Source organism: Trichocoleus sp. DQ-A3, from assembly GCF_039961975.1.
Taxonomy (GTDB): domain Bacteria; phylum Cyanobacteriota; class Cyanobacteriia; order Cyanobacteriales; family FACHB-T130; genus FACHB-T130.
In genome coordinates this window covers 479,295-496,502 of the sequence record NZ_JAMPKC010000003.1, presented here as the reverse complement: position 1 = coordinate 496,502, position 17,208 = coordinate 479,295, and the positions used below count along the sequence as shown (strand labels likewise).

General features: G+C 48.0%; 30 protein-coding genes and 1 tRNA gene. 17 read left to right on the top strand and 14 right to left on the bottom strand.

Annotated elements, in window-relative coordinates:
• The first annotated feature begins 127 nt into the window (after positions 1–127).
• From NDI44_RS08680 to NDI44_RS08640, 9 genes are all read left to right on the top strand, one after another.
• Positions 128–376, top strand: coding sequence for a hypothetical protein (locus NDI44_RS08680; RefSeq protein ID WP_190410849.1), 249 nt, complete (start codon positions 128–130; stop codon positions 374–376).
• A 34-nt stretch (positions 377–410) separates the two neighbouring features.
• Positions 411–1,070 (top strand): hypothetical protein, encoded by a 660-nt coding sequence (locus tag NDI44_RS08675; RefSeq protein WP_190410848.1) that lies wholly within the window; start codon positions 411–413, stop codon positions 1,068–1,070.
• Between the two features lie 13 nt (positions 1,071–1,083).
• Positions 1,084–1,326, top strand: coding sequence for a hypothetical protein (locus NDI44_RS08670; protein WP_190410847.1), 243 nt, complete (start codon positions 1,084–1,086; stop codon positions 1,324–1,326).
• Positions 1,314–1,697 carry a hypothetical protein gene (locus NDI44_RS08665; protein WP_190410846.1) on the top strand — a complete coding sequence of 128 codons (384 nt, stop codon included), beginning with the start codon at positions 1,314–1,316 and terminating at the stop codon, positions 1,695–1,697. The genes NDI44_RS08670 and NDI44_RS08665 overlap by 13 nt, the downstream gene beginning before the upstream one ends.
• Positions 1,694–2,398: a hypothetical protein gene (locus NDI44_RS08660; RefSeq protein WP_190410845.1), complete on the top strand. Its 705-nt coding sequence runs from the start codon at positions 1,694–1,696 to the stop codon at positions 2,396–2,398. The genes NDI44_RS08665 and NDI44_RS08660 overlap by 4 nt, the downstream gene beginning before the upstream one ends.
• Before the next feature lie 323 nt (positions 2,399–2,721).
• Positions 2,722–3,078, top strand: coding sequence for a hypothetical protein (locus NDI44_RS08655; protein ID WP_190410844.1), 357 nt, complete (start codon positions 2,722–2,724; stop codon positions 3,076–3,078).
• 5 nt (positions 3,079–3,083) lie between these two features.
• Positions 3,084–3,422, top strand: a complete 339-nt coding sequence (locus NDI44_RS08650) for a hypothetical protein (RefSeq protein WP_190410843.1) — start codon at positions 3,084–3,086, stop codon at positions 3,420–3,422.
• Positions 3,419–3,874, top strand: coding sequence for a hypothetical protein (locus NDI44_RS08645; protein WP_190410842.1), 456 nt, complete (start codon positions 3,419–3,421; stop codon positions 3,872–3,874). The genes NDI44_RS08650 and NDI44_RS08645 overlap by 4 nt, the downstream gene beginning before the upstream one ends.
• A gap of 7 nt (positions 3,875–3,881) precedes the next feature.
• A complete protein-coding gene (locus tag NDI44_RS08640; protein WP_190410841.1) occupies positions 3,882–4,703 on the top strand; it encodes a peptidoglycan-binding protein in 822 nt (273 codons plus the stop codon).
• A 318-nt stretch (positions 4,704–5,021) separates the two neighbouring features.
• Here the strand turns inward: NDI44_RS08640 and NDI44_RS08635 are convergent, their stop codons facing one another.
• The 12 genes from NDI44_RS08635 to NDI44_RS08580 all read right to left on the bottom strand — a co-directional run bounded on the left by NDI44_RS08635 (position 5,022) and on the right by NDI44_RS08580 (position 10,719).
• Positions 5,022–6,575 (bottom strand): hypothetical protein, encoded by a 1,554-nt coding sequence (locus NDI44_RS08635; protein WP_190410840.1) that lies wholly within the window; start codon positions 6,573–6,575, stop codon positions 5,022–5,024.
• On the bottom strand, positions 6,575–6,982 hold the full coding sequence (locus NDI44_RS08630; protein WP_190410839.1) for a hypothetical protein: 408 nt from the start codon (positions 6,980–6,982) through the stop codon (positions 6,575–6,577). The genes NDI44_RS08635 and NDI44_RS08630 overlap by 1 nt, the downstream gene beginning before the upstream one ends.
• Positions 6,983–6,999: 17 nt before the next feature.
• Positions 7,000–7,662 carry a hypothetical protein gene (locus NDI44_RS08625; protein WP_190410838.1) on the bottom strand — a complete coding sequence of 221 codons (663 nt, stop codon included), beginning with the start codon at positions 7,660–7,662 and terminating at the stop codon, positions 7,000–7,002.
• A gap of 57 nt (positions 7,663–7,719) precedes the next feature.
• The gene (locus NDI44_RS08620) at positions 7,720–7,893 is read right to left on the bottom strand and encodes a hypothetical protein (protein WP_190410837.1); all 174 of its coding nucleotides are present in this window, start codon (positions 7,891–7,893) and stop codon (positions 7,720–7,722) included.
• Positions 7,890–8,012, bottom strand: coding sequence for a hypothetical protein (locus NDI44_RS08615; protein ID WP_277877490.1), 123 nt, complete (start codon positions 8,010–8,012; stop codon positions 7,890–7,892). Before NDI44_RS08615 ends, NDI44_RS08620 begins: the two co-directional genes overlap by 4 nt.
• Positions 8,009–8,206, bottom strand: a complete 198-nt coding sequence (locus NDI44_RS08610) for a hypothetical protein (protein WP_190410836.1) — start codon at positions 8,204–8,206, stop codon at positions 8,009–8,011. Before NDI44_RS08610 ends, NDI44_RS08615 begins: the two co-directional genes overlap by 4 nt.
• Positions 8,199–8,417, bottom strand: coding sequence for a hypothetical protein (locus NDI44_RS08605; RefSeq protein WP_190410835.1), 219 nt, complete (start codon positions 8,415–8,417; stop codon positions 8,199–8,201). Before NDI44_RS08605 ends, NDI44_RS08610 begins: the two co-directional genes overlap by 8 nt.
• 61 nt (positions 8,418–8,478) lie before the next feature.
• Complete coding sequence (locus tag NDI44_RS08600; RefSeq protein ID WP_190410834.1) at positions 8,479–9,006, bottom strand: hypothetical protein; 528 nt, start codon at positions 9,004–9,006, stop codon at positions 8,479–8,481.
• Positions 8,969–9,307: a hypothetical protein gene (locus tag NDI44_RS08595; RefSeq protein ID WP_190410833.1), complete on the bottom strand. Its 339-nt coding sequence runs from the start codon at positions 9,305–9,307 to the stop codon at positions 8,969–8,971. The genes NDI44_RS08600 and NDI44_RS08595 overlap by 38 nt, the downstream gene beginning before the upstream one ends.
• Before the next feature lie 138 nt (positions 9,308–9,445).
• Positions 9,446–9,667 carry a hypothetical protein gene (locus NDI44_RS08590; RefSeq protein ID WP_190410832.1) on the bottom strand — a complete coding sequence of 74 codons (222 nt, stop codon included), beginning with the start codon at positions 9,665–9,667 and terminating at the stop codon, positions 9,446–9,448.
• A gap of 183 nt (positions 9,668–9,850) precedes the next feature.
• The gene (locus tag NDI44_RS08585) at positions 9,851–10,165 is read right to left on the bottom strand and encodes a helix-turn-helix transcriptional regulator (RefSeq protein ID WP_190410831.1); all 315 of its coding nucleotides are present in this window, start codon (positions 10,163–10,165) and stop codon (positions 9,851–9,853) included.
• Between the two features lie 263 nt (positions 10,166–10,428).
• The gene (locus NDI44_RS08580) at positions 10,429–10,719 is read right to left on the bottom strand and encodes a KGK domain-containing protein (RefSeq protein ID WP_190410830.1); all 291 of its coding nucleotides are present in this window, start codon (positions 10,717–10,719) and stop codon (positions 10,429–10,431) included.
• Between the two features lie 121 nt (positions 10,720–10,840).
• Here NDI44_RS08580 and NDI44_RS08575 point away from each other — a divergent pair, with 121 nt between their 5' ends.
• From NDI44_RS08575 to NDI44_RS08545, 7 genes are all read left to right on the top strand, one after another.
• On the top strand, positions 10,841–11,047 hold the full coding sequence (locus NDI44_RS08575; protein WP_190410829.1) for a hypothetical protein: 207 nt from the start codon (positions 10,841–10,843) through the stop codon (positions 11,045–11,047).
• Positions 11,048–11,092: 45 nt separating this feature from the next.
• Positions 11,093–11,365 (top strand): hypothetical protein, encoded by a 273-nt coding sequence (locus NDI44_RS08570; protein ID WP_190410828.1) that lies wholly within the window; start codon positions 11,093–11,095, stop codon positions 11,363–11,365.
• Positions 11,362–11,595 (top strand): hypothetical protein, encoded by a 234-nt coding sequence (locus NDI44_RS08565; protein WP_190410827.1) that lies wholly within the window; start codon positions 11,362–11,364, stop codon positions 11,593–11,595. Before NDI44_RS08570 ends, NDI44_RS08565 begins: the two co-directional genes overlap by 4 nt.
• Before the next feature lie 74 nt (positions 11,596–11,669).
• Entirely contained in the window at positions 11,670–14,054 is a 2,385-nt protein-coding gene (locus tag NDI44_RS08560) for a DnaB-like helicase N-terminal domain-containing protein (protein WP_190410826.1), read from the top strand.
• 3 nt (positions 14,055–14,057) lie between these two features.
• Entirely contained in the window at positions 14,058–14,273 is a 216-nt protein-coding gene (locus NDI44_RS08555) for a helix-turn-helix domain-containing protein (protein WP_190410825.1), read from the top strand.
• Between the two features lie 2 nt (positions 14,274–14,275).
• Entirely contained in the window at positions 14,276–14,431 is a 156-nt protein-coding gene (locus NDI44_RS08550) for an HNH endonuclease (protein ID WP_199304724.1), read from the top strand.
• A 206-nt stretch (positions 14,432–14,637) separates the two neighbouring features.
• The gene (locus tag NDI44_RS08545; protein WP_190410824.1) at positions 14,638–15,087 is read left to right on the top strand and encodes a hypothetical protein; all 450 of its coding nucleotides are present in this window, start codon (positions 14,638–14,640) and stop codon (positions 15,085–15,087) included.
• Here NDI44_RS08545 and NDI44_RS08540 read toward each other — a convergent pair.
• Complete coding sequence (locus NDI44_RS08540; protein WP_190410823.1) at positions 15,081–16,196, bottom strand: site-specific integrase; 1,116 nt, start codon at positions 16,194–16,196, stop codon at positions 15,081–15,083. The two genes, NDI44_RS08545 and NDI44_RS08540, sit on opposite strands and share 7 nt — an antisense overlap.
• 150 nt (positions 16,197–16,346) lie before the next feature.
• Positions 16,347–16,419 (bottom strand) — tRNA-Glu (locus NDI44_RS08535).
• 291 nt (positions 16,420–16,710) lie between these two features.
• On the opposite strand from NDI44_RS08535, the gene NDI44_RS08530 reads away from it, so the two are divergent.
• Positions 16,711–17,202 (top strand): hypothetical protein, encoded by a 492-nt coding sequence (locus NDI44_RS08530; protein ID WP_190410822.1) that lies wholly within the window; start codon positions 16,711–16,713, stop codon positions 17,200–17,202.
• The last annotated feature ends 6 nt before the right edge of the window (positions 17,203–17,208 follow it).

Below are 17,208 nucleotides of genomic sequence, written 5' to 3'. Positions count from 1 at the left end.
AGCTATAACCCATTGGGTTGCTGTATTGCACTAACTCCAGAACTATTGTATTACATGGCTTTCAGCCATTGACAACCTTTTTAAAAAAAATCATTATAAAAGAGTAATTCAACGACAAAAACCAAACATGAGCGGACTTACTGGGGACGATTTAAAAGCTACAACTGCTGAGGGATTAGCTTTAGAAGCTTTGATGAAACTTCAAGCTCTAGAAAGAACTCCAGCCAAAAATCCGGACAATCGAAACTTTGTAACGGGTACATATAACTCGGACACCGGAGTTTTCTCTGGAACTTACAGTTTTCCGGTAATTCAAACGATTGACGCTACCACAGGTAACTTAACCCTAGTTGCTGACGAATACCTAGAAGATTAGGGATTATCAGCAGTTAAAAAAGGAGGATAGTTAAATGCCCTACGGGGAAAGGCGATTAGTTGGGGTTGATATTAAAGGAATGCCCGGAGTCCGCTATGCGTTCCGAACAGACGTAAGTACCGGCACCTCGACAGCGTTAGGCCATCAAGAAATAATTGGAGCCAGTGGCGGGTTTGTCCCTGGTGTCGTGTTTGGGGCGAATAGTCCCAAACCCCCTACAGCTAGGAAGTTTTTTGGGACTGCTGGCAAAGGGTACGAAAGCAGTTTTGTGGATGACGGCTCAATTGCTACAGCTAGAGCAGCCGGTTGGGAAATTAAAGCCGGAAGTATCGCCGGTTTTAGAGGTGCTGCGGGGTTTGTCCGCAGTGTGTTTGTTCCATACAGACCTTTTGGAGCAACTACGGCTATCAACTACGCTTGGAAAATGCCCTTGTATCAATACAACAAGCTAACCACGACTGATAAAACTGCTTTGGGAATAGAGGATGTTACAAACAACAATTACACAACTGTATTGTTTGGAATTAACAACCCCAAACCCAACCGAGCAAACAAGCGAGTCAGCACGACAGACGGGCAAGTAATTAGCATTACTACTTTTGTCGCTGCTGCTAAAGAAGATACTGTTGGGGACAACAATAGCGGTTGGAAATTAGTAGGCGCTGGCGGCGGCGGTATTCCGTTCGGTCTTTAATCCTTTTAATTCAATGGAAGAATCAATTCTTATTTATCCGGGCGATCCGGAGTTTGAAGGAATTTTAGGAACTGTTCTTCCTTTGGATTGGCGGAAGACAGCGTGGCAGTTTTGCGGCGATTTTAATTTTATTGTCGATTCTCAATCAGGATTAATGAGAGTCGCCAACTTTGAGGAAACTAGGGAATATTTAGAGGGGGGAGAATATGACGAGCGCTTAAACAATATTGGGGACTCTGAAGAGTGGGTACACTAAACGATAGTATTGGAGTTTGGAACGACCTAGGGGCGGTTGTTCCAAAGCCTAACGAGTGGGTAAAATTTCCTACTACCGCAAACGGCGGAAATGATTTGATCCGCCTTTCTTTTTTCTTCCCGTCAGAAGCTGTAATCAATAGCTGGGGCTGGATTCGGGCAATTTATACCACGGCAGACACTGCGCCAGTCTCGCAGTCGGTTAAGGTTTATCCCAAACTTCAACCGATGCTTTTAGACCTAACAATTCCAAAAGATTTACGCGATAGAGGAATAATTTTTAGGGACTTCGAGTTTTTAAAAATTGTCCGTCAATCTTACAATTCAATTGACTATGATTGGTCAGTAAAGCTTGAGGAATTGTGGGGATGACAAGAATTGTTCTCAAAGGGCGAACCCAACTTTTAAAGCCAGTTATCACCGAGATTTTAGCGATTCATCAATTAGTTGAATCGCTCGATATGGGTCAATTTGTTGGTTATCCTTGGGAAGAATTTGTTAAACTCAAGCGTCAAACTCCTCTATGCCTTGATATTGTTTGGTATTCGGTGCCGGTTCCACCGTGGAAGAAACGCAACAAGAGCGACCGATTTGTTCGCGCTTCTTATGCGGTTCCAGATATCAAACGGTCGGCCTTGGACTGGGAGCAGATAAAAACCGCTGCTGGTGGCAAAAATGGTTATTCGTGGGGGCGCTTCCGAGCGACGGCTAATTTATCCAATGGCGGGCAGATGCAAGTCCACGGCGGCAGTGAAAATGAGGCAGAAGAAAGGCTGAAAGCGCTTTTATCCCTTAGTACGGCGGAAATTGTCACTTTATCGACAACTGAGGAGAAGAAAGAAGGTCGCAGAGCCGTTGACAAAAAGCTTTATAAGGAGACAACCCGTGTCTTCCCGGCATATTTCACGGTGACAAACCGTGAAAAAGTCATAACCGAGTCAAACCTATCAACGCTAGAAGGCGACTTCCACGAGACGCAAGGGAAGATTAACCTCTGGACTGAAGAGGCACCCCCAAATCTTAGAGAAATCATCGCAGAGGTTTTAAGGGTAAGAGGGGCTAATCCTAGCTAGAGGCGAGTGGCGGGAAGAAAGCGCAGCGACCGGGAAACGAAAAGCGAGCGCTTATCATTTTGGGTCACTCCTTCTGATAAACGGCGATTGAGGGAGAAAGCGATCGCTTATAAAGTTTCGATGCAAGAGTTAATTTCACGGTTTATTCGTGACCAATTAAACCCAAATGATAGTGACAATACTCGCTAGCGGGTATTGATTCGGATAAGGCTTAAACCCTTGTGATACGGAGGTTTGGGGCTGTAAGTGAGGACTCTGTAAAGGTTGCGGATTGTAATAAAAACGACCGCATACTGGGAACATAGACCCATCCCAAGCAACCCATGAAAACTTCAACCGCTATCCTTGCCGTCAGCGATTCTCCTTCTATCAATCTGCCCTCTTCTGGATCAACTGCCTTTGTTGAGTGGTCAATTCTCGCAGGTTTAGCCGTGTTTTTGGTTCGGGAGGGTTGGAAGCACTTCTCCACGACCGACCAAAAAGACCGGGACGCAGATCGCGCTTTAATGCAGACTTTGATCGAGGATCTACGGTTAGGCAACCAACAACGGGCGCTAGAACAACGACAAACGACTAAGGAATTACAACAGGAAGTAATTGAGCTAAAAGGCTTAATTGCGGCTTGTTTGGTCAAATTGACGGGTGAAAGTGTCTCAGAAATCTTGAAACGTAAGGATTAATTAAAATGCCAATTTCTAACCCTGGCTCGACTGGCGGAATCCAAACTTTTGACGATGCGACGAATACAACCGTCACGCTTCTCGCTAATACGGCGGCATTGGTACTAGCGGCGAATCCCTTAAGAAAATATTTCTCAATTGTTAACAATGGTGCTTTTGACGTAACCGTGGTTTTAGGTGGGACCACCGCAGAGGAAGGAGCGACCACGGGCGTCACATTGGGATCGGGAATAATTCTCAAAGGCGGCGGCGGAAGTGTCGATCCGGGCTTTCTAGTCTACACCGGGCAAATTTCCGCCATTTGTGCCGCCGCCACAAGTCTCGCAGTTGTCGAGGGAACATGATTAATAATGATGTGGTCGGGAACGCCGGTGGAATAACGGTAGTTAGGGCACGTCGCACGACTGACCAAACCGGAGTACCTAATAGTTCACTGACCACACTTGTTTTTAATGTTGAAGATTTTGACGCCGAAAGCGCCTGGAATGGAACCACTTACACGACACCGCAAGCGGGATTCTATGAGTTTTTGGTAGCCTTCCGTTTGCAGGCGACGGGTGCAACTGCCGCTTGTGATCTTCAACTCATTCTAAGAATCGGGACTGTGACTCATGGAATCCAGCGCATATTGACCCCAAGCGCTGTGGGGACTTGGTTTATGAGCGGTTTTTATTATGCCTCGATTGCAAAAGGGGTTGCGGTTCAGTTTCAAATATTACCGAGTTTTCCGGGTGCAACTGCGATCAAAATTGATGCGGCGTTAACTCCAACCGCTTTAATCATTCGGCGTCACTAAAAATTTTATGCAGATTAACCAATATACGTCCTGCTCAACTGCTGGCGTCAGGCCGCTGGATCTTCAGTTAATCAATCAAATTAATCGGATCGCCCCCGGCCTGCTAGTTGATTTTTCCAAATTAAATGTTAGTTGCGGCGGCGGTTGTCATCCATTCTTACAAGCACCGGCGGCGGTCGCGCTTGAAAAAGCGATCGCTGCTAGGGGTCAAAGGTTGATCGTCAATTCAGCTTACAGAACAATCGTTCAACAATATATTTTATATAGTCATTTCCGACACAAGCGCTGCGGCATAACCGCCGCAGCTAAACCGGGTCAATCAAACCACAACACCGGACTATCAATAGACGTGGAGGATTCCGCCGGTTGGCGTCCGTACTTGGAGCGCTTCGGATGGGATTATCTAGGCAGTTTTGACCCTATGCACTTTGACTATCACGGGACGGGCTGCAAAAACTTGTCATGGTTGGCGACTAAAGCGTTCCAACAACTGTGGAACTATAACAACCCAGAACGCCGCATCATTGAGGATGGTGATTGGGGCGTTCAGACCGAGCAAGTTTTAAAACTGGTGCCGGTGACTGGTTTCGATTCGGTGCCCGGTTTTGAACGTGGGGAAAAGTTAGAAGACTTATCGCCAGTTGCCCAAAGCTTGAGGATTGGCGATAGGGGTGAAGCGGTTGCCCAACTTCAGCGCAAATTAGGCATTCTATCAGACGGTATTTTTGGAGCGCGAACAACCACCGCCGTCGAAAAGTTCCAGCGAGAAAACGGTTTAACTGTTGATGGAGTCGCAGGGGTGCAAACGATGCGATCGCTTAATGGTTAAAAGTGATCGCTTTCACCTTTACGAGCGCTCGTGTCTTAGATGCTCTATCACAGACCTAAAAATTATTAAGTCTGAATTGAAATCATCGCAAAATTTGCAATCAGTGCTTTGGGTCACATCTCCATCTGGAAGTTCTATTAGTCCCGCTGGTTGTCCGCAGTAGGAACACTCGCCACTATCTAAGATTTCATATCCAATCCAGTCTGGATGCGGTTTTTCTTCAGGAATCATTTTATTGTTCAATTGTTAATAATAAAAACCCCTGTGTCGCTCAGGGGTTTTTTAATATGATTCGGCCTTGTCTAAAATTCTACCCGGTTATCCCTCCAAACAATCTTTAAATTTTTGCATCAGTTCCAAGTTTCCATGCCGCCGCAACACGAACGAGATCGCTTTTTTAGCGATGCGGTATTTCTTGCCGTTAGTTACCTTAAGGACTTCTTTAATGAATCTTCCAGCGGGTAAGTCCGTATCCTTCAGCATGGTTAAAAGCTGCTTTTCTGGCGGGAATCCTTGCCCTTCCGGATACGCATCTAGCGTATCATTGTCGCCTGAATTGCTCTCTATGTCTTCATCCTGGCTAGATACGCTCGTATCTGTCGTATCTAGCTGGTAAGTTGAGTTGAGCCGGTCGATCGCACGTTGCCAAAGCTCGTTAGGCGTCCCTTCATCGGTTGTTTTAGCCGGTGGATTGCTTTGTTTAACCTGCTTAAAAACAGTTATCTTTTTATCAATTTTTGGGGTTGTAACTTCCATCCATTCGGTTGAACCATCCAGTCTAATTAATGCTTTACCACTCGCTACGGGTTGGGCTGTTGTTGGGTCAGTTGTCGCAATCAGTTGTATTTGTTGCATCCTTCCGATTAAATTACCGAGTCCTTTAATGTCACCTAAACAAGTTTGAGTGTTGTCGTGGGTAACAAAAGTTACTGGCATTTCTTGTTTCCGGCTGAGCGTGGCACCGCACTTGATAAACTGTTTTACCAGTTCTTTATCTTCAATAAAATCGCTGTAGGTGGTTGCTTCTTCCGCGATAATTGTTATCGCTTTTTCATCCTTCCAAAGTTGCGCTCTCCACTCTTCTTCAGAGATAGTTGACTTACAAAAATTCTCGTATCTCTGCTTAACTTCGGCTACATACCAACGCATCTTTTCTTCTATGGCGCTGTAGGTGTTGTACAGTTCTACTCCTTTCCATTCGGTCGCATTTGAATTAGGGTCAAAAGCGATTACCCGGTAGCCCATCTCGATTTTGTGTTTAGCGAGTAACCGGACAAACCAACTTTTGCCGCTGCCTTGATTGCCCCAAGCGAGAGAAGTGCTAGACAGGTAGCCTCTAAGCCAGGGATAAGGATCGAGTTTTACTTCGATTTGTTCAGCCGGTGGGGATGCTTCATTAGGTGTTGCTGCGGTCGCTTCTGTCATCACTTCCGCTTGTAACGGTTCTTGATAGGGTGCGAGTACAGCGTAGGATTGCTCAGCCGCTTGGATCATCACTTGCTGGTTAAAGCTTTCGAGTTCCGCTTGTGCTTGTAGCTTGAGCTTTTGCAGGTTTAATCCCTCCCAAATTCCCTGATATTTTTGGTGTTTGGATTCAATAGTTGAGAGCGATCGCGCTAAACTCATAGACGCCCCAAACCCAGCAACGGCAAGCAATGCGCCGCATAGTTTCCATCCCGCAGCGCCAGGGGTGCGTTTAATCTGGCTAGCGCTTTGGTTAACTTGTATCCAGTCTGGAACCGTTCGCGGTTCGCATCCGTTCGCGGTCGGGTGACAATATTCAATCTTGCCGTCGAAGTGTCCAGCGGTTGCCACTGACGATCCGACGATGCCAACGGCGAACGCTCCCAGCATGGCTAATTTAGGATTCATCAGCGACCTCTCCCCATAAATACAGATAAGCCAACGGCGAACGCTCCAAGCATTATTCCGATCCAAATCAACGGATTCACCATTGCAATCAGATTGACAAGGGCATCCCAAAAACCGGCAATGGTTGAGAACGCGATCGCAAGTCCGATCACTGCTCCTTCCCGCCTATCTCCCCTGATTGCGATCGCAATGTAACCAGCGGCGATTCCCAGCAGTAGCCCGTAGGTAATGAGCATCCCTGGAATTAATCGGGATAGCAGCGCCAGGGCTAGGCCACCGCTAAAGTACAATCCAAACTCTGATAGATTCCCAGTCGCTTTGTAGAATCTAATTTGATTTGTTTCGGGGGTTTCATCTTCAAAAAAATCAGCCTCGTGGTGAGGCTGATGATTGTTAAAATTCAGCATCAGCTTTCACCTTGTAATTAACGACCTTTGAACCAGTCACCAACACCTTGCCAGAATCCCTTTTTCTGAGAGCGGGAACCGTTAGTGATTAAGTCTTTGCGCTCCTCCTTCTCTTTTCTCACTTGTTCAGATAAAGCTTCCCGTCGTTCCATTTGGGGAATCTTTTCTTGAATGCGATTTACACCGCTTTGGTGGCGACGTGCCACAATTTGCAGCGCTGTCTGAAAGTCCATGCGCTCTAAGGTCATAGCGCTACGTCCTTCTGCACCCAGTAACCGAACGCCGTTAGCGGCTTTCTCTCCCATCATTCGGATGTGCTGCTGGTAGCCTTTCCCAGCGAGAAACACGTTTAGAATCTGCTGGTCAATTTTCTTGGCACCGGCAGCAGCGTCCTTTTGGACTTCTGCTACGAATTGCTCGTATTTCACCTGCCCGTCAATCAAGGTTTTGAAGTGTTTTTCGAGAATTGGTAACACTTCAATTAACCGATCCATTGCAGCGGCTCGATCCGCATATTCGGCAAGCTGCTGGTCGGTCATGTTTGGGAGTTCTGCTAGGTCAATCCCAAAGTAGTTTTTAGTTAGTCCAACCAGGTTTCTATCTAGGGCGTGTACCTTGTGAATCCCTGATTTTTTGCCTTCGTATTTAACAATCGCAGTGCTTTTAGATCCAAATTCCATGATTAATCCTTAGTGAAGTGCGATCGCTCTCAGCATTGAAAGCGATCGCTTGATTGTTTACCGACTCAATCCGAGCGCTCGTTCCATTCCCCGCTGTTCAGCTTGAAGCTGTTGGATGTGCTGCTCTTGCTGCTGAATGATTAAGTCTTTGGGGTCAACTTGGGGTTGTTTGGTCATGAAGTAGAACCCAATCCCACCCAGAATCAAAGCGAGTCCGATGTAGTCCTTCATGCCATCTCCCCCTGGTGCATCCCTTTTGTGATTCGGTGGAGGGGCACTCTGGCGCTACCTGGATGAAAGCCAGGAGCAATTAGCACGCCTCCGATTGCAAGCGCTATCGCGTATTTCATGATTCTTCCCCCTGGCGCTGTTTAGCGGCATACCATTGCCACGCACTGCTTACGATGTGCTGGTCCGGCTCTGGCAGAGGATAAGGGAGTTCTCCTGCGTCCTGTCGGCTGAGGATGTCAGCGGCTTGTTCCGAAAGCTTTTCGGGTACTCCAACGCTGCGGAGGTTTTCTGTCCAAATTTCTTTATTAGGCATGATCGACCCCCTTCCCACGCGCTGGATGATTGGTGAGGCGATCGGTTATCCGTTGGGCGACTTCGCGCACTTTCGGATCTTCAATACTGTCAATGATTGGCTGTGGGTCAGTGCCTTTATGGAAGGCTTCCCAAAGCAGCTGGGCTGCTTGTTGGTCAACCCCGTGGGCAAGATATTGCCCATCTGGGAATCCGACTTCAAAATCTGTCATGATCGGAATATCTCCTTAGTTCATTGGGGAGCCAGCAACCAGCGGTTGGAAGCCTACGAAACTATCGCCGCTGGTTACTGACAAATTTGAAATTTTTTAGAAGGGCACGCCGTCTGCAACGACGGAAATTGAGTAACTGGGATAGGTAACGGTTGAGGCGTGCCACCAGTGCGAGAGCTTTTGACAGATGAGGTTGATCATCATTAGTTCTCCTCTGCTTCGGTGGTGGAGAAGGAGGCGAGGAAGATGAACCACTGAATTCTCCAGCGGACAGTAGAAATTTTGGGTCATGTTCGTCTGCCTCCAGTGTCAGACGAACGTCATCAATACCATTTACAAAGGAATCCAAGGCTTCAAAAACTTCGTTGCCAATATCGCCAAAGTCACCGGCTGCAATGTCCTGAAGGGCATCGGCAATGCCACCACCAACAATGTAGTTTTTGGTGGATTTTCTGACTGTCTGCCGCGCTTCGTCTAATTTGGTTTGGATAGTGCTGACGCCTTGCCCTGCGTTGGTTTGGCTGCGTCCGGCTTTGGGAGCCTTGCCTTTTTTAGCTTGCTCTACTGCTTTCTTGTCGGCTGCGTTCATTGTTGTATTTCTCCATTACTTGATTGATTTCTGCGATCGCACGGCGGCGACCTTTGAGCTGGATGAGCTGGCGGAACTGCCAGAGGGCTAGCAGTGCATCTTTACTGAAACCCCCGTCATAAGGCCGGTAATCAAAGCCTGGGGTTTCAAGTGTCAAGAGAACTGCTTGGTCACGGCGCAGTTGGGCATCCGAAAGATTTAACAGTTCTCTAACTTGCGATCGCGCTATCCAGCTAATTTGTGGCGGGACATCCATGAGCGACCTGTGAGCGACCTGTGAGCGACCTGTGAGCGCAATCATAAGTCGCTCATAGGTCGGTCACGATTACCCGTAATGGTTGCAGGGATTGAAATTGATTGCATAATGGAGAAGCTCCTTATCTGTTTGGTGGGAGTTGAAGCCAGCGAATACCACCCCGCTGGCTTTGCCATTTCTGGGCTAACTGATGACGAGGGGGACACCCTGATAAGCGCAGAATTGATTTAGAAAGTAGATCATCATCTGCCGCTGTTCATTGGTGAGATCGCGCTTTTCTTTGTTCAACAAACCAACGTGGACACCAACCTGCTTTAGAGCCGCAGCTTTGCGGGTTTGACTTTGAGCTTGGTTGTATTTTCGGATCTGGTTGAAAATAAGGTTTTGGTCGATTGCTCGTTCCATTGGATTTAGCCCTTAGTCATCAGTCATTAGCTATTAGTACAAACGCTCTTCAAACTGTGAATTGGCTGTGTGGAAAGCCGGGGTGTCGGGAAGCCCCGGCTTTTTCTATGGGGCGATACCAAGAGCCAGAAGCTGAGAAATCCTCCTTTGGTAATTTCAAGGTGTACGGCAGCCCCAAGCTTGTTAGTTGACCATTCGCTTCCAGTCGTCAAACGTAAGCTCTGCCCGGTCAAGAAAGACTTTAAGTTGCGATAGCGTTAACCTGATTTGAGCATCCTTGAAGGCTTCGGCAAACTCAGAAAAACTACATTGATAGGCAATGATCGCGGCTTCAACCTCTTCCGGGGTGTCGAAGATCGGAAGCTTGGCTCCTCTTTCCCAGTTACTGATTGTCCCCACAGTTTTTTGTAGGTCTACCGCTAATTGCATTTGGGTTTTTCCGGTTCTGTCCCTCAGGTACACAGGCGTTATGGGGTTGGTATTTTCTTCGGATTTCATAATATACTAGCAGTGCTACTACCCCAGTGCAAGTACCGGGAGTAGAAGTGGCAGATACAACAGTGGGGCAGACCTGGATTTTGCCGTCTGGTCTGCCCACATCAACATCGTCCCACTAGGGGGATATGCAGTTTAAAGCGAATTAGCACAAGGGCGGAAGATAGGTTTCACCCCGCCATAGAAGTGCTAGATCGCTCCGGCTCCTTAACCCCCAAGCTGGACTCCATTCACATCAAGGGAGGTGATGCAGCGCGATTCAGAGTTTATTGGTCAGTTTCGAGTTCCCTTCGGAATGAATCCAAGGAATTAGGGTCATCCTCTTCTTCAGGGACAAAGTTTAGGTAAAGGCGAAGCGTCCCCTTCTTCCACCCTCCGCCAGAGGTTCTTAGATACTCAATTTGGACGCCTTCTTTAAACCACTGCGTAAGCCCTGCATTGCTTAATGTCGTGCCAAGGTTTTTTGCAAGGTCGCCATACTTCTGGATTCCACCGAGCCTAGTCGCAGATACGACCACAACATCTTCATCACTGAGATCGAGGTCTTCTATGTCCATATAAATCACCCAAGTACAACGCTGGGCAGGCCTAAAGTTAGCCGCTCCGGTCTGCCCATCTAAATCGTCTCATTAGAGCCATTTGCGCGATCGCCGGTACTCTTTTCCAAGAATTCAAATCATGAGCGAAAACCTTATCCGAATTAACAACCGGATCATCAACCTGAACTACATCGTTAGCGTTGAGTACGGCCCTAATAAATACTTCGGCTCATCCCTGCTGTTAATCCGTTTCACAGATGGAATCAACATACGCTTCTTTGCTGAAGAAGCCGATCAACTTTGGGCACTATTGCAAGGTGCATCGCTTGGCGTTGTACTTCATTGATACTCGAAGCGCGATCGCACCCCCTAGTAACAGAAGGAGAAACCAATGAACAATCGACTAATGCGAATTGGAGATAGGCTATCTATCCCCGATTCACGTCTAATCCGAATCGGCAACAAAATCATCAATCTCAACACAATCGATTACATCGAATACCGCGAAAACATTTTGACTTTGCAGATTTTTCAGGGCGGCAGCGACTGCTCTGTAACGCTTCACGATGCCGAAGCTCAACACCTCTGGAATCTTCTGAGTAATTCAGCCCTGGATGTCACCCCTCAGCCCCAGGTCGAGGAAGCGATCGCAACAACACCATGAGCAATGATCTGATTCGTAATTTGTTATGGAACACGACTCCGCGCTTCGGACTCCGAGAAGCGGTGGATATTCCAATGCTCAATCTGAGGGGATGGATTATGGGCGTTGCTGTCCGCGAAGACGGCTGGGCTTATCAAATCAACTCTGACGATCGCCCTCCGGTCTGGCTACCAGAATCTGATTTACAAAAGATCCCTTTATCAAGGGAAGAGTTACACGATGAATTTTGAAAATTAGCCAAAGAAAAAAGCGATCGCCCCTGACCCGTTGAAGGGAGCGATCGCCAAAGAAGGAGAACTAAAAAATGATTGCAACTTCTCAATTTATAAGCGGTGACAGATTGCCGCCAATGAATCTCGAAGCAGAAGAAAGCGTTTTAGGCGGCATCTTAACTTATCCAGAATCCTTTTCCCTAGTTGCCAAACAACTACTTCCAGAACACTTCGCCCTCAAAAGCCACCAACAAATATATAAGGCTATTGTAGCAGTTTCAAGCCTTGCCAAACCACCTGATTTAATGCAGGTTTTAACTTATCTTCATGACCGAGGATTGCTTGATTCGATAGGCGGACAGAGTAAGCTAGCTCAATTGGTTGATTGCACAGTATCCGCAATTAATATTGACGGATACGCCGAATTAATCATCGAGAAATACCAAAGAAGAAGATTAATTCAGCTTGGAAACGAAATCAGTAGTGCTGGATACGAAACCTCAGCAGAGCTATCAGAACTACTTAGCTGGGTGCAGGAGCAATCTTTTAATACTACTCAAGAGGCGCTAGGAGGTGTAAAAGATTCCAAAGCATTTAAACACCAGCAAATTGTCTCTCAAGTAGCAAAGCTGGAGCTAGAAGAAGAAAATCCTTCTTTGCGATACTTCAAGCTCATTGATATTGCCAAAAGCTCAGGATTATCCGTTGCTCAACTGGAGACAATCTACTACAAACATTTAATAAACGATGAAAACGAACCAGCTATCCCCCTAGCAGAATTCCGCCAAAAATATGGAGCATCGGTAAGCCGCTGGTTTCTGCATGGCTTCCTCTCTGAAGGTAAGGTTTCTCTCTTCTACGGAAAGGGTGGAGTTGGCAAAACCCGACTCATCTACGACCTAATTTATAGTGTTGCCAAAGGTCAAAGCTGGAACGGTTTTCCAGTCACAGCCAAGAGCCGAAAAATTCTGCTTGTCCAGACCGATGAAAGTCAAGGGGACATGATCGAGGCTCTCAACGCCAGGGGCGTCACCGACGATCTCCCAATCCTGTGTAAGAGCCGGTGGACGGTAGACCATATCCAGCAGCTCAAGAAAGAGATTGTCGAGTTGGGGATTAACTGGGTTGTCATCGACTCGCTGACCGCAGTATCCCAGAACTCGATCTACAGCGAGAATGATGTTCCTTATGCACGTCCAATCCTCCTCTTGAAAGCGCTAGCGCAAGAATTGGGAATTCACATCAGCATTATTCACCACGCTGTTTCTGACGGGTCGAAGCCCAGAGGAACGACAGCGATCGTCAATGCTGTCTCGGATGTTTTCTGCATCGCTGCAAAGTGCGACGCCCAAAAACCAGACTCACTCAACCGAGTGCTAAAAGTTGAAAAATCCCGCTCTAGGGCACCCGGAATTTACGACCTGCTGTTTGACCCAGAGGATAACTCCTGGCTGCTACTAGGCAAACAAGGAGAAGAGGAGGACAGCCCCAACCTGACGATCAAGGACAGGATCATCAGTTTTTTACAATCCAATCCCAACATCAGCTATGAGGCCGCTGAAATTCACGAAGAAATTGGTGGGCATCTCGATAGCGTCCGTCGCTGTGCAAGTCAGCTGGCAAGAGATGGTGAAGTCAGTGCTAAGCGCCTCCCCTCCGGTGCTAAAGGTTACTGGATCGCTTTGGACGGTGACGAGCTGCCAACCCACATTCCACCGGATCGGGTGAAGATTGCCAAGCTAAAAGCTGAGATGAAATCCGCCGACATCGAGGAGGGTGATCGCCCCGATGATCACCCGATGATCACCCCCAATGATCACCCTTGTGATGACGGATTAGCAAGCCTTTCGGAGATCCGCCGACATCCGATCATTCAGAGCCAAGAGTTTTCCACCCAAAAATCCGCCGACATCGATGATCAGATGTCGGCAGATCCTGAAAACCCTCACCAAAAGGAAGTTCCAGGGGTGATCATCAAGGGTGATCATCAGGTGATCATGGGTGATCATAGCGATCGCCCTAACCCTACCTCCTCCAGCTGGATCGCAATTGGCAATCTGGTTAATTACGGCAGTGCCCTAGCCAAAATTGCTGGCTGGGAGAAGGGAGGAAGAGAAATCTATCTGGAGATTGACGGGCAACTCCTCAAGAATCCGGTGAAAGCCGATCGACTGAACCCCTTGGTGAAGGCAGAAGAACCACCAGAAGAGAAACGCTTTGAACAACTTGATTTAGTTGACTTCCTCCGTGACCATCCAGCAACCGATGAGCCTGTTATCACTACATCTAGTGATGAGAAAAACGCGATCGCCCCTCCACCACCAACCTTCCACGAAGGTCAAAAAGTTCGGTGGAACGGATGCAACTGCCAGATTGTAAAGCTCTGGAAAAACAAAGCCAAGATTGACGGGTACAATCCCGAAACCAAAGATTTTGTAACCCAAATCGTACCAATCGCGGAACTGAAGGAGAGTTGACACATGGCGAGTACATCGCAATGGCTCGACACTGCCGCCGCTGCGGTCGTGCTGGGCATTTCCGCCAGACAACTTCGGAAGCTGCGGAAAGAAGGACTGTTCAAACTTGGCAAACATTATCGAATTCCCAGCGCCCCTGGTGCAGCCCGACCAACTTACCAGTGGCACCCCGAACGATGCGCCCAAGCGCTAGAAACCCCTCTGGAAAAAAGGAGTTAGAGATGCCAATGGATCGTCGTCTCTATCCCGCCAATTGGGATGAGATCGCCTTGCAAATCAAGGAAACAGCCAATTGGAGCTGCCAACAATGCGGCAGGGAATGCCGCCGCAAAGGAGAAACCCTCTCAGAATTTTGTACGCGCAGGAATCGTCCCTGAGACGAAGTTGTGGAGCATCCGCAGAGATTCACTCTCACAGTGGCTCACTTAAACCACATCCCTAGCGACTGCGACCCCTCCAACCTAAAAGCCCTCTGCTCAGGGTGTCACTGCCGCTACGACCTCAAAGCAATGCCGCTAAAGAAGCGGCTCAAACGAGAACGATTAGGTCAACTAACGCTGCCTATTTAACGAGGAGTTATTAAATGGCTAAAAGACGACCATGCCCTTTATCCCTACATTGTTCAGATATGGGGGCTTTAAGGGGACGCCCTTGTGTTAATTGGGACACCTGCAATTGGTGGGTGCAGCCTCGGCGTTTGCCTTACGAATTTAAATTACTTGAGTCGGAGGGATTGTCCTATCTATCCGTAAAATGGTCGGACTCATTTGAACGACCAAGGTGGCAAGAAGCGGGGTGGGCTGCCGCAGAACCATTACCTTTTGTTCATTTAAAAGCGTCAGATGGGTGTCGGATTCTGTACGTTAATCGATCTAGGGGAGATTGGGAGAAAGCTGAGCTACTTGGAAAGAAATACTTGCTCTGGGCTGCCGCTCAATCAATGAAGTACACAGATTTTTACGAGTTCGATCCAGACGTTTATGAAGACTGGCTGTACAAAGAGCCTTGGTACAACGTTGAACAAATTCATTGAGTTGGAGGACGCGGGCGATCGCTCCGCATCATCAGCGCCTCAAACGCCTTCTGGTGATGCTTATCCGTAATCCAGTGGTGGTAGGTGTCGGTGTGCATTTGAACTGAATGACCCATTTGAGCCGCTGCCAAGCTTAGGTCTAATCCAAACTCCAGGGTACGCACCGCCCAGCAGTGGCGCAGGTCATACAGTTTAAACCCTGGTAGTAGGGGATTTAGGTACTTTGAGCATGATTCCCCGATCCGCGTGTTGTTTCTGTCCAGGCTGATGTTCGGTGTCTGTACCTGTTGAATTTGAAATTGGTTGTACCACTCTGGATAACAAGGCCAAACGCGGCGCGCTCCGGTCTTCCCTCCCAGCACGCTAACAACTTGGGAGCCGGACCTAATCTCATCTAAATCGAGATTAAAAACTTCGTGCGGCCTCAGCCCATAAGTAGCCAGCACCCCATAGACCCAGCGCCACGCCGGGTTTTTAATCGTTGAATAGCATTGGGCAATTGAACTGTCATCGGGAAGCGTTCTCGGTGACACCCGCCGCGGCGAATATCTACCGGCGTAGGGGCGAAAGTCACACGGCAGCTCAGCAAATTTGGCTAAAGCATTAAGTACCATGCACACCCGCTTTCTAGATTTACTGTCGGGTGCTGTTGCCAGTACCAAGTTTTTTAACAGTTCGACCGATAGCGCCTGGTCCGGGGGTATCTGTCGCAGCACTTTTAGATAGTCTCCCTTCCGGGTCGATTCGCTCTTATCAGTGCGCTGTCGCCGGTGGAAGTAATCTGCCTCGAACCGCTCGATCCAACCGGCTACCGTGTCAGCAGTCTCGGTGTCAGCTGTCGCTGCCCGTACATAAGGTGCCCAACTAAATTCGTTGCAGTCCAGCAGCGCCCCAATTTTTCGGGCTTCTTTTTCTGCCTCACTAACGCCAGCGGGGTTCGCGTGGATGCCTAACGCTAGCCGCTGCTGATAAGGGATCTGTTTTTGGGAAGAAGACTTTGGCGGAAACGTCGCCCGAAGATAAAGCCTATCCCCAATGACTTCAATTTTCACTCCGACCTTCGCCGCTTTCAGGCGTCCGTTGGCTTGTGCTAATTTCCCTTGGATCACGCTTGCCTAAAATCCAGCCTAGTTTTTTAAGTATATTTAGGTCTATTTAAGTATGTTTGGGTATATTTCATCCATGCTGCAAATACTAAAATCGCGTCATTGCAAGGTTTTTAAGGCTTGCGATGACGCGATTTCGTTGTGATTTACGGATACCCCCAGGGGAATTCGAATCCCCGTCGCCTCCGTGAAAGGGAGGTGTCCTAGGCCTCTAGACGATGGGGGCCTGCTCCGTTGCACTTTTATTAATTTAGCCAATTGAAAAGCTTTTGTCAACACCTAAACGAAAAAAATTTGAGCGGGGAGTTAAGACAGGCAATTTCGGAGTTTTGGGGCAGGAGGAGCGCGATCGCGTTAGGCTAGTGGCTGGGTAAGCAGCCAGGGTATGCGGCAATAATTTGCCGCTCGCGATCGCGGGACGCGACCAATCGGGACGTAATTTTAGTGAAAAGCCCGATCGCGTCAGCTAGAGCTGCTAGAACAATAGTAGTCTTTAATTTCTATCTCCTCAGATTCCATGCTGACCCATCACCGCAGACCTGTCTGCCTATCACTTGTATCTACTGATATGCCGGTTTGGTCTACCATTGAAACCGCTGCTACCTTATATCAAAAAGACAAACAGCGCTTTCATCTGCTGCTCACGGAACCAGAAATTCGGGATTGGGAACGCTCTGAAGAAGCGCCCGCTGTTGCTAAAGACCAAGCGCCAGAAACTCCCAGACTTTTGTGGTTGGAAATTTCCCCTTCTAGGGTGATCATGACCATGCAGGGAAACGGCAAGTTGAGTTATCGCCATCTCTGGGAACGAGGAATTTATGGTCTTAGCCGCTATTGGTTACATAGCGAGTCCTTAGCCGCGCATGGACAGGTGCGTCTGCGAAACTTTACCAAAAGTTTGACTCTAGAAGGGCGTCTCTTGCCAGAACATCTGCGGCTGGAATATGAATTATGGTCGGAGAAAGTCCAGTTGGGGAGCTATATCCTGAATCTGGAGATTCATCATTAGTCATTC

Excerpts from the sequence above, each read along its gene's own strand:
- NDI44_RS08680 (WP_190410849.1), top strand. The coding sequence starts at position 128 with ATGAGCGGACTTACTGGGGACGATTTAAAAGCTACAACTGCTGAGGGA.
- NDI44_RS08675 (WP_190410848.1), top strand. The coding sequence starts at position 411 with ATGCCCTACGGGGAAAGGCGATTAGTTGGGGTTGATATTAAAGGAATG.
- NDI44_RS08670 (WP_190410847.1), top strand. The coding sequence starts at position 1,084 with ATGGAAGAATCAATTCTTATTTATCCGGGCGATCCGGAGTTTGAAGGA.
- NDI44_RS08660 (WP_190410845.1), top strand. The coding sequence starts at position 1,694 with ATGACAAGAATTGTTCTCAAAGGGCGAACCCAACTTTTAAAGCCAGTT.
- NDI44_RS08655 (WP_190410844.1), top strand. The coding sequence starts at position 2,722 with ATGAAAACTTCAACCGCTATCCTTGCCGTCAGCGATTCTCCTTCTATC.
- NDI44_RS08650 (WP_190410843.1), top strand. The coding sequence starts at position 3,084 with ATGCCAATTTCTAACCCTGGCTCGACTGGCGGAATCCAAACTTTTGAC.
- NDI44_RS08645 (WP_190410842.1), top strand. The coding sequence starts at position 3,419 with ATGATTAATAATGATGTGGTCGGGAACGCCGGTGGAATAACGGTAGTT.
- NDI44_RS08640 (WP_190410841.1), top strand. The coding sequence starts at position 3,882 with ATGCAGATTAACCAATATACGTCCTGCTCAACTGCTGGCGTCAGGCCG.
- NDI44_RS08635 (WP_190410840.1), bottom strand. The coding sequence starts at position 6,575 with ATGAATCCTAAATTAGCCATGCTGGGAGCGTTCGCCGTTGGCATCGTC.
- NDI44_RS08630 (WP_190410839.1), bottom strand. The coding sequence starts at position 6,982 with ATGCTGAATTTTAACAATCATCAGCCTCACCACGAGGCTGATTTTTTT.
- NDI44_RS08625 (WP_190410838.1), bottom strand. The coding sequence starts at position 7,662 with ATGGAATTTGGATCTAAAAGCACTGCGATTGTTAAATACGAAGGCAAA.
- NDI44_RS08620 (WP_190410837.1), bottom strand. The coding sequence starts at position 7,893 with ATGAAGGACTACATCGGACTCGCTTTGATTCTGGGTGGGATTGGGTTC.
- NDI44_RS08615 (WP_277877490.1), bottom strand. The coding sequence starts at position 8,012 with ATGAAATACGCGATAGCGCTTGCAATCGGAGGCGTGCTAATTGCTCCT.
- NDI44_RS08610 (WP_190410836.1), bottom strand. The coding sequence starts at position 8,206 with ATGCCTAATAAAGAAATTTGGACAGAAAACCTCCGCAGCGTTGGAGTA.
- NDI44_RS08605 (WP_190410835.1), bottom strand. The coding sequence starts at position 8,417 with ATGACAGATTTTGAAGTCGGATTCCCAGATGGGCAATATCTTGCCCAC.
- NDI44_RS08600 (WP_190410834.1), bottom strand. The coding sequence starts at position 9,006 with ATGAACGCAGCCGACAAGAAAGCAGTAGAGCAAGCTAAAAAAGGCAAG.
- NDI44_RS08595 (WP_190410833.1), bottom strand. The coding sequence starts at position 9,307 with ATGATTGCGCTCACAGGTCGCTCACAGGTCGCTCACAGGTCGCTCATG.
- NDI44_RS08590 (WP_190410832.1), bottom strand. The coding sequence starts at position 9,667 with ATGGAACGAGCAATCGACCAAAACCTTATTTTCAACCAGATCCGAAAA.
- NDI44_RS08585 (WP_190410831.1), bottom strand. The coding sequence starts at position 10,165 with ATGAAATCCGAAGAAAATACCAACCCCATAACGCCTGTGTACCTGAGG.
- NDI44_RS08580 (WP_190410830.1), bottom strand. The coding sequence starts at position 10,719 with ATGGACATAGAAGACCTCGATCTCAGTGATGAAGATGTTGTGGTCGTA.
- NDI44_RS08575 (WP_190410829.1), top strand. The coding sequence starts at position 10,841 with ATGAGCGAAAACCTTATCCGAATTAACAACCGGATCATCAACCTGAAC.
- NDI44_RS08570 (WP_190410828.1), top strand. The coding sequence starts at position 11,093 with ATGAACAATCGACTAATGCGAATTGGAGATAGGCTATCTATCCCCGAT.
- NDI44_RS08565 (WP_190410827.1), top strand. The coding sequence starts at position 11,362 with ATGAGCAATGATCTGATTCGTAATTTGTTATGGAACACGACTCCGCGC.
- NDI44_RS08560 (WP_190410826.1), top strand. The coding sequence starts at position 11,670 with ATGATTGCAACTTCTCAATTTATAAGCGGTGACAGATTGCCGCCAATG.
- NDI44_RS08555 (WP_190410825.1), top strand. The coding sequence starts at position 14,058 with ATGGCGAGTACATCGCAATGGCTCGACACTGCCGCCGCTGCGGTCGTG.
- NDI44_RS08550 (WP_199304724.1), top strand. The coding sequence starts at position 14,276 with ATGCCAATGGATCGTCGTCTCTATCCCGCCAATTGGGATGAGATCGCC.
- NDI44_RS08545 (WP_190410824.1), top strand. The coding sequence starts at position 14,638 with ATGGCTAAAAGACGACCATGCCCTTTATCCCTACATTGTTCAGATATG.
- NDI44_RS08530 (WP_190410822.1), top strand. The coding sequence starts at position 16,711 with ATGCTGACCCATCACCGCAGACCTGTCTGCCTATCACTTGTATCTACT.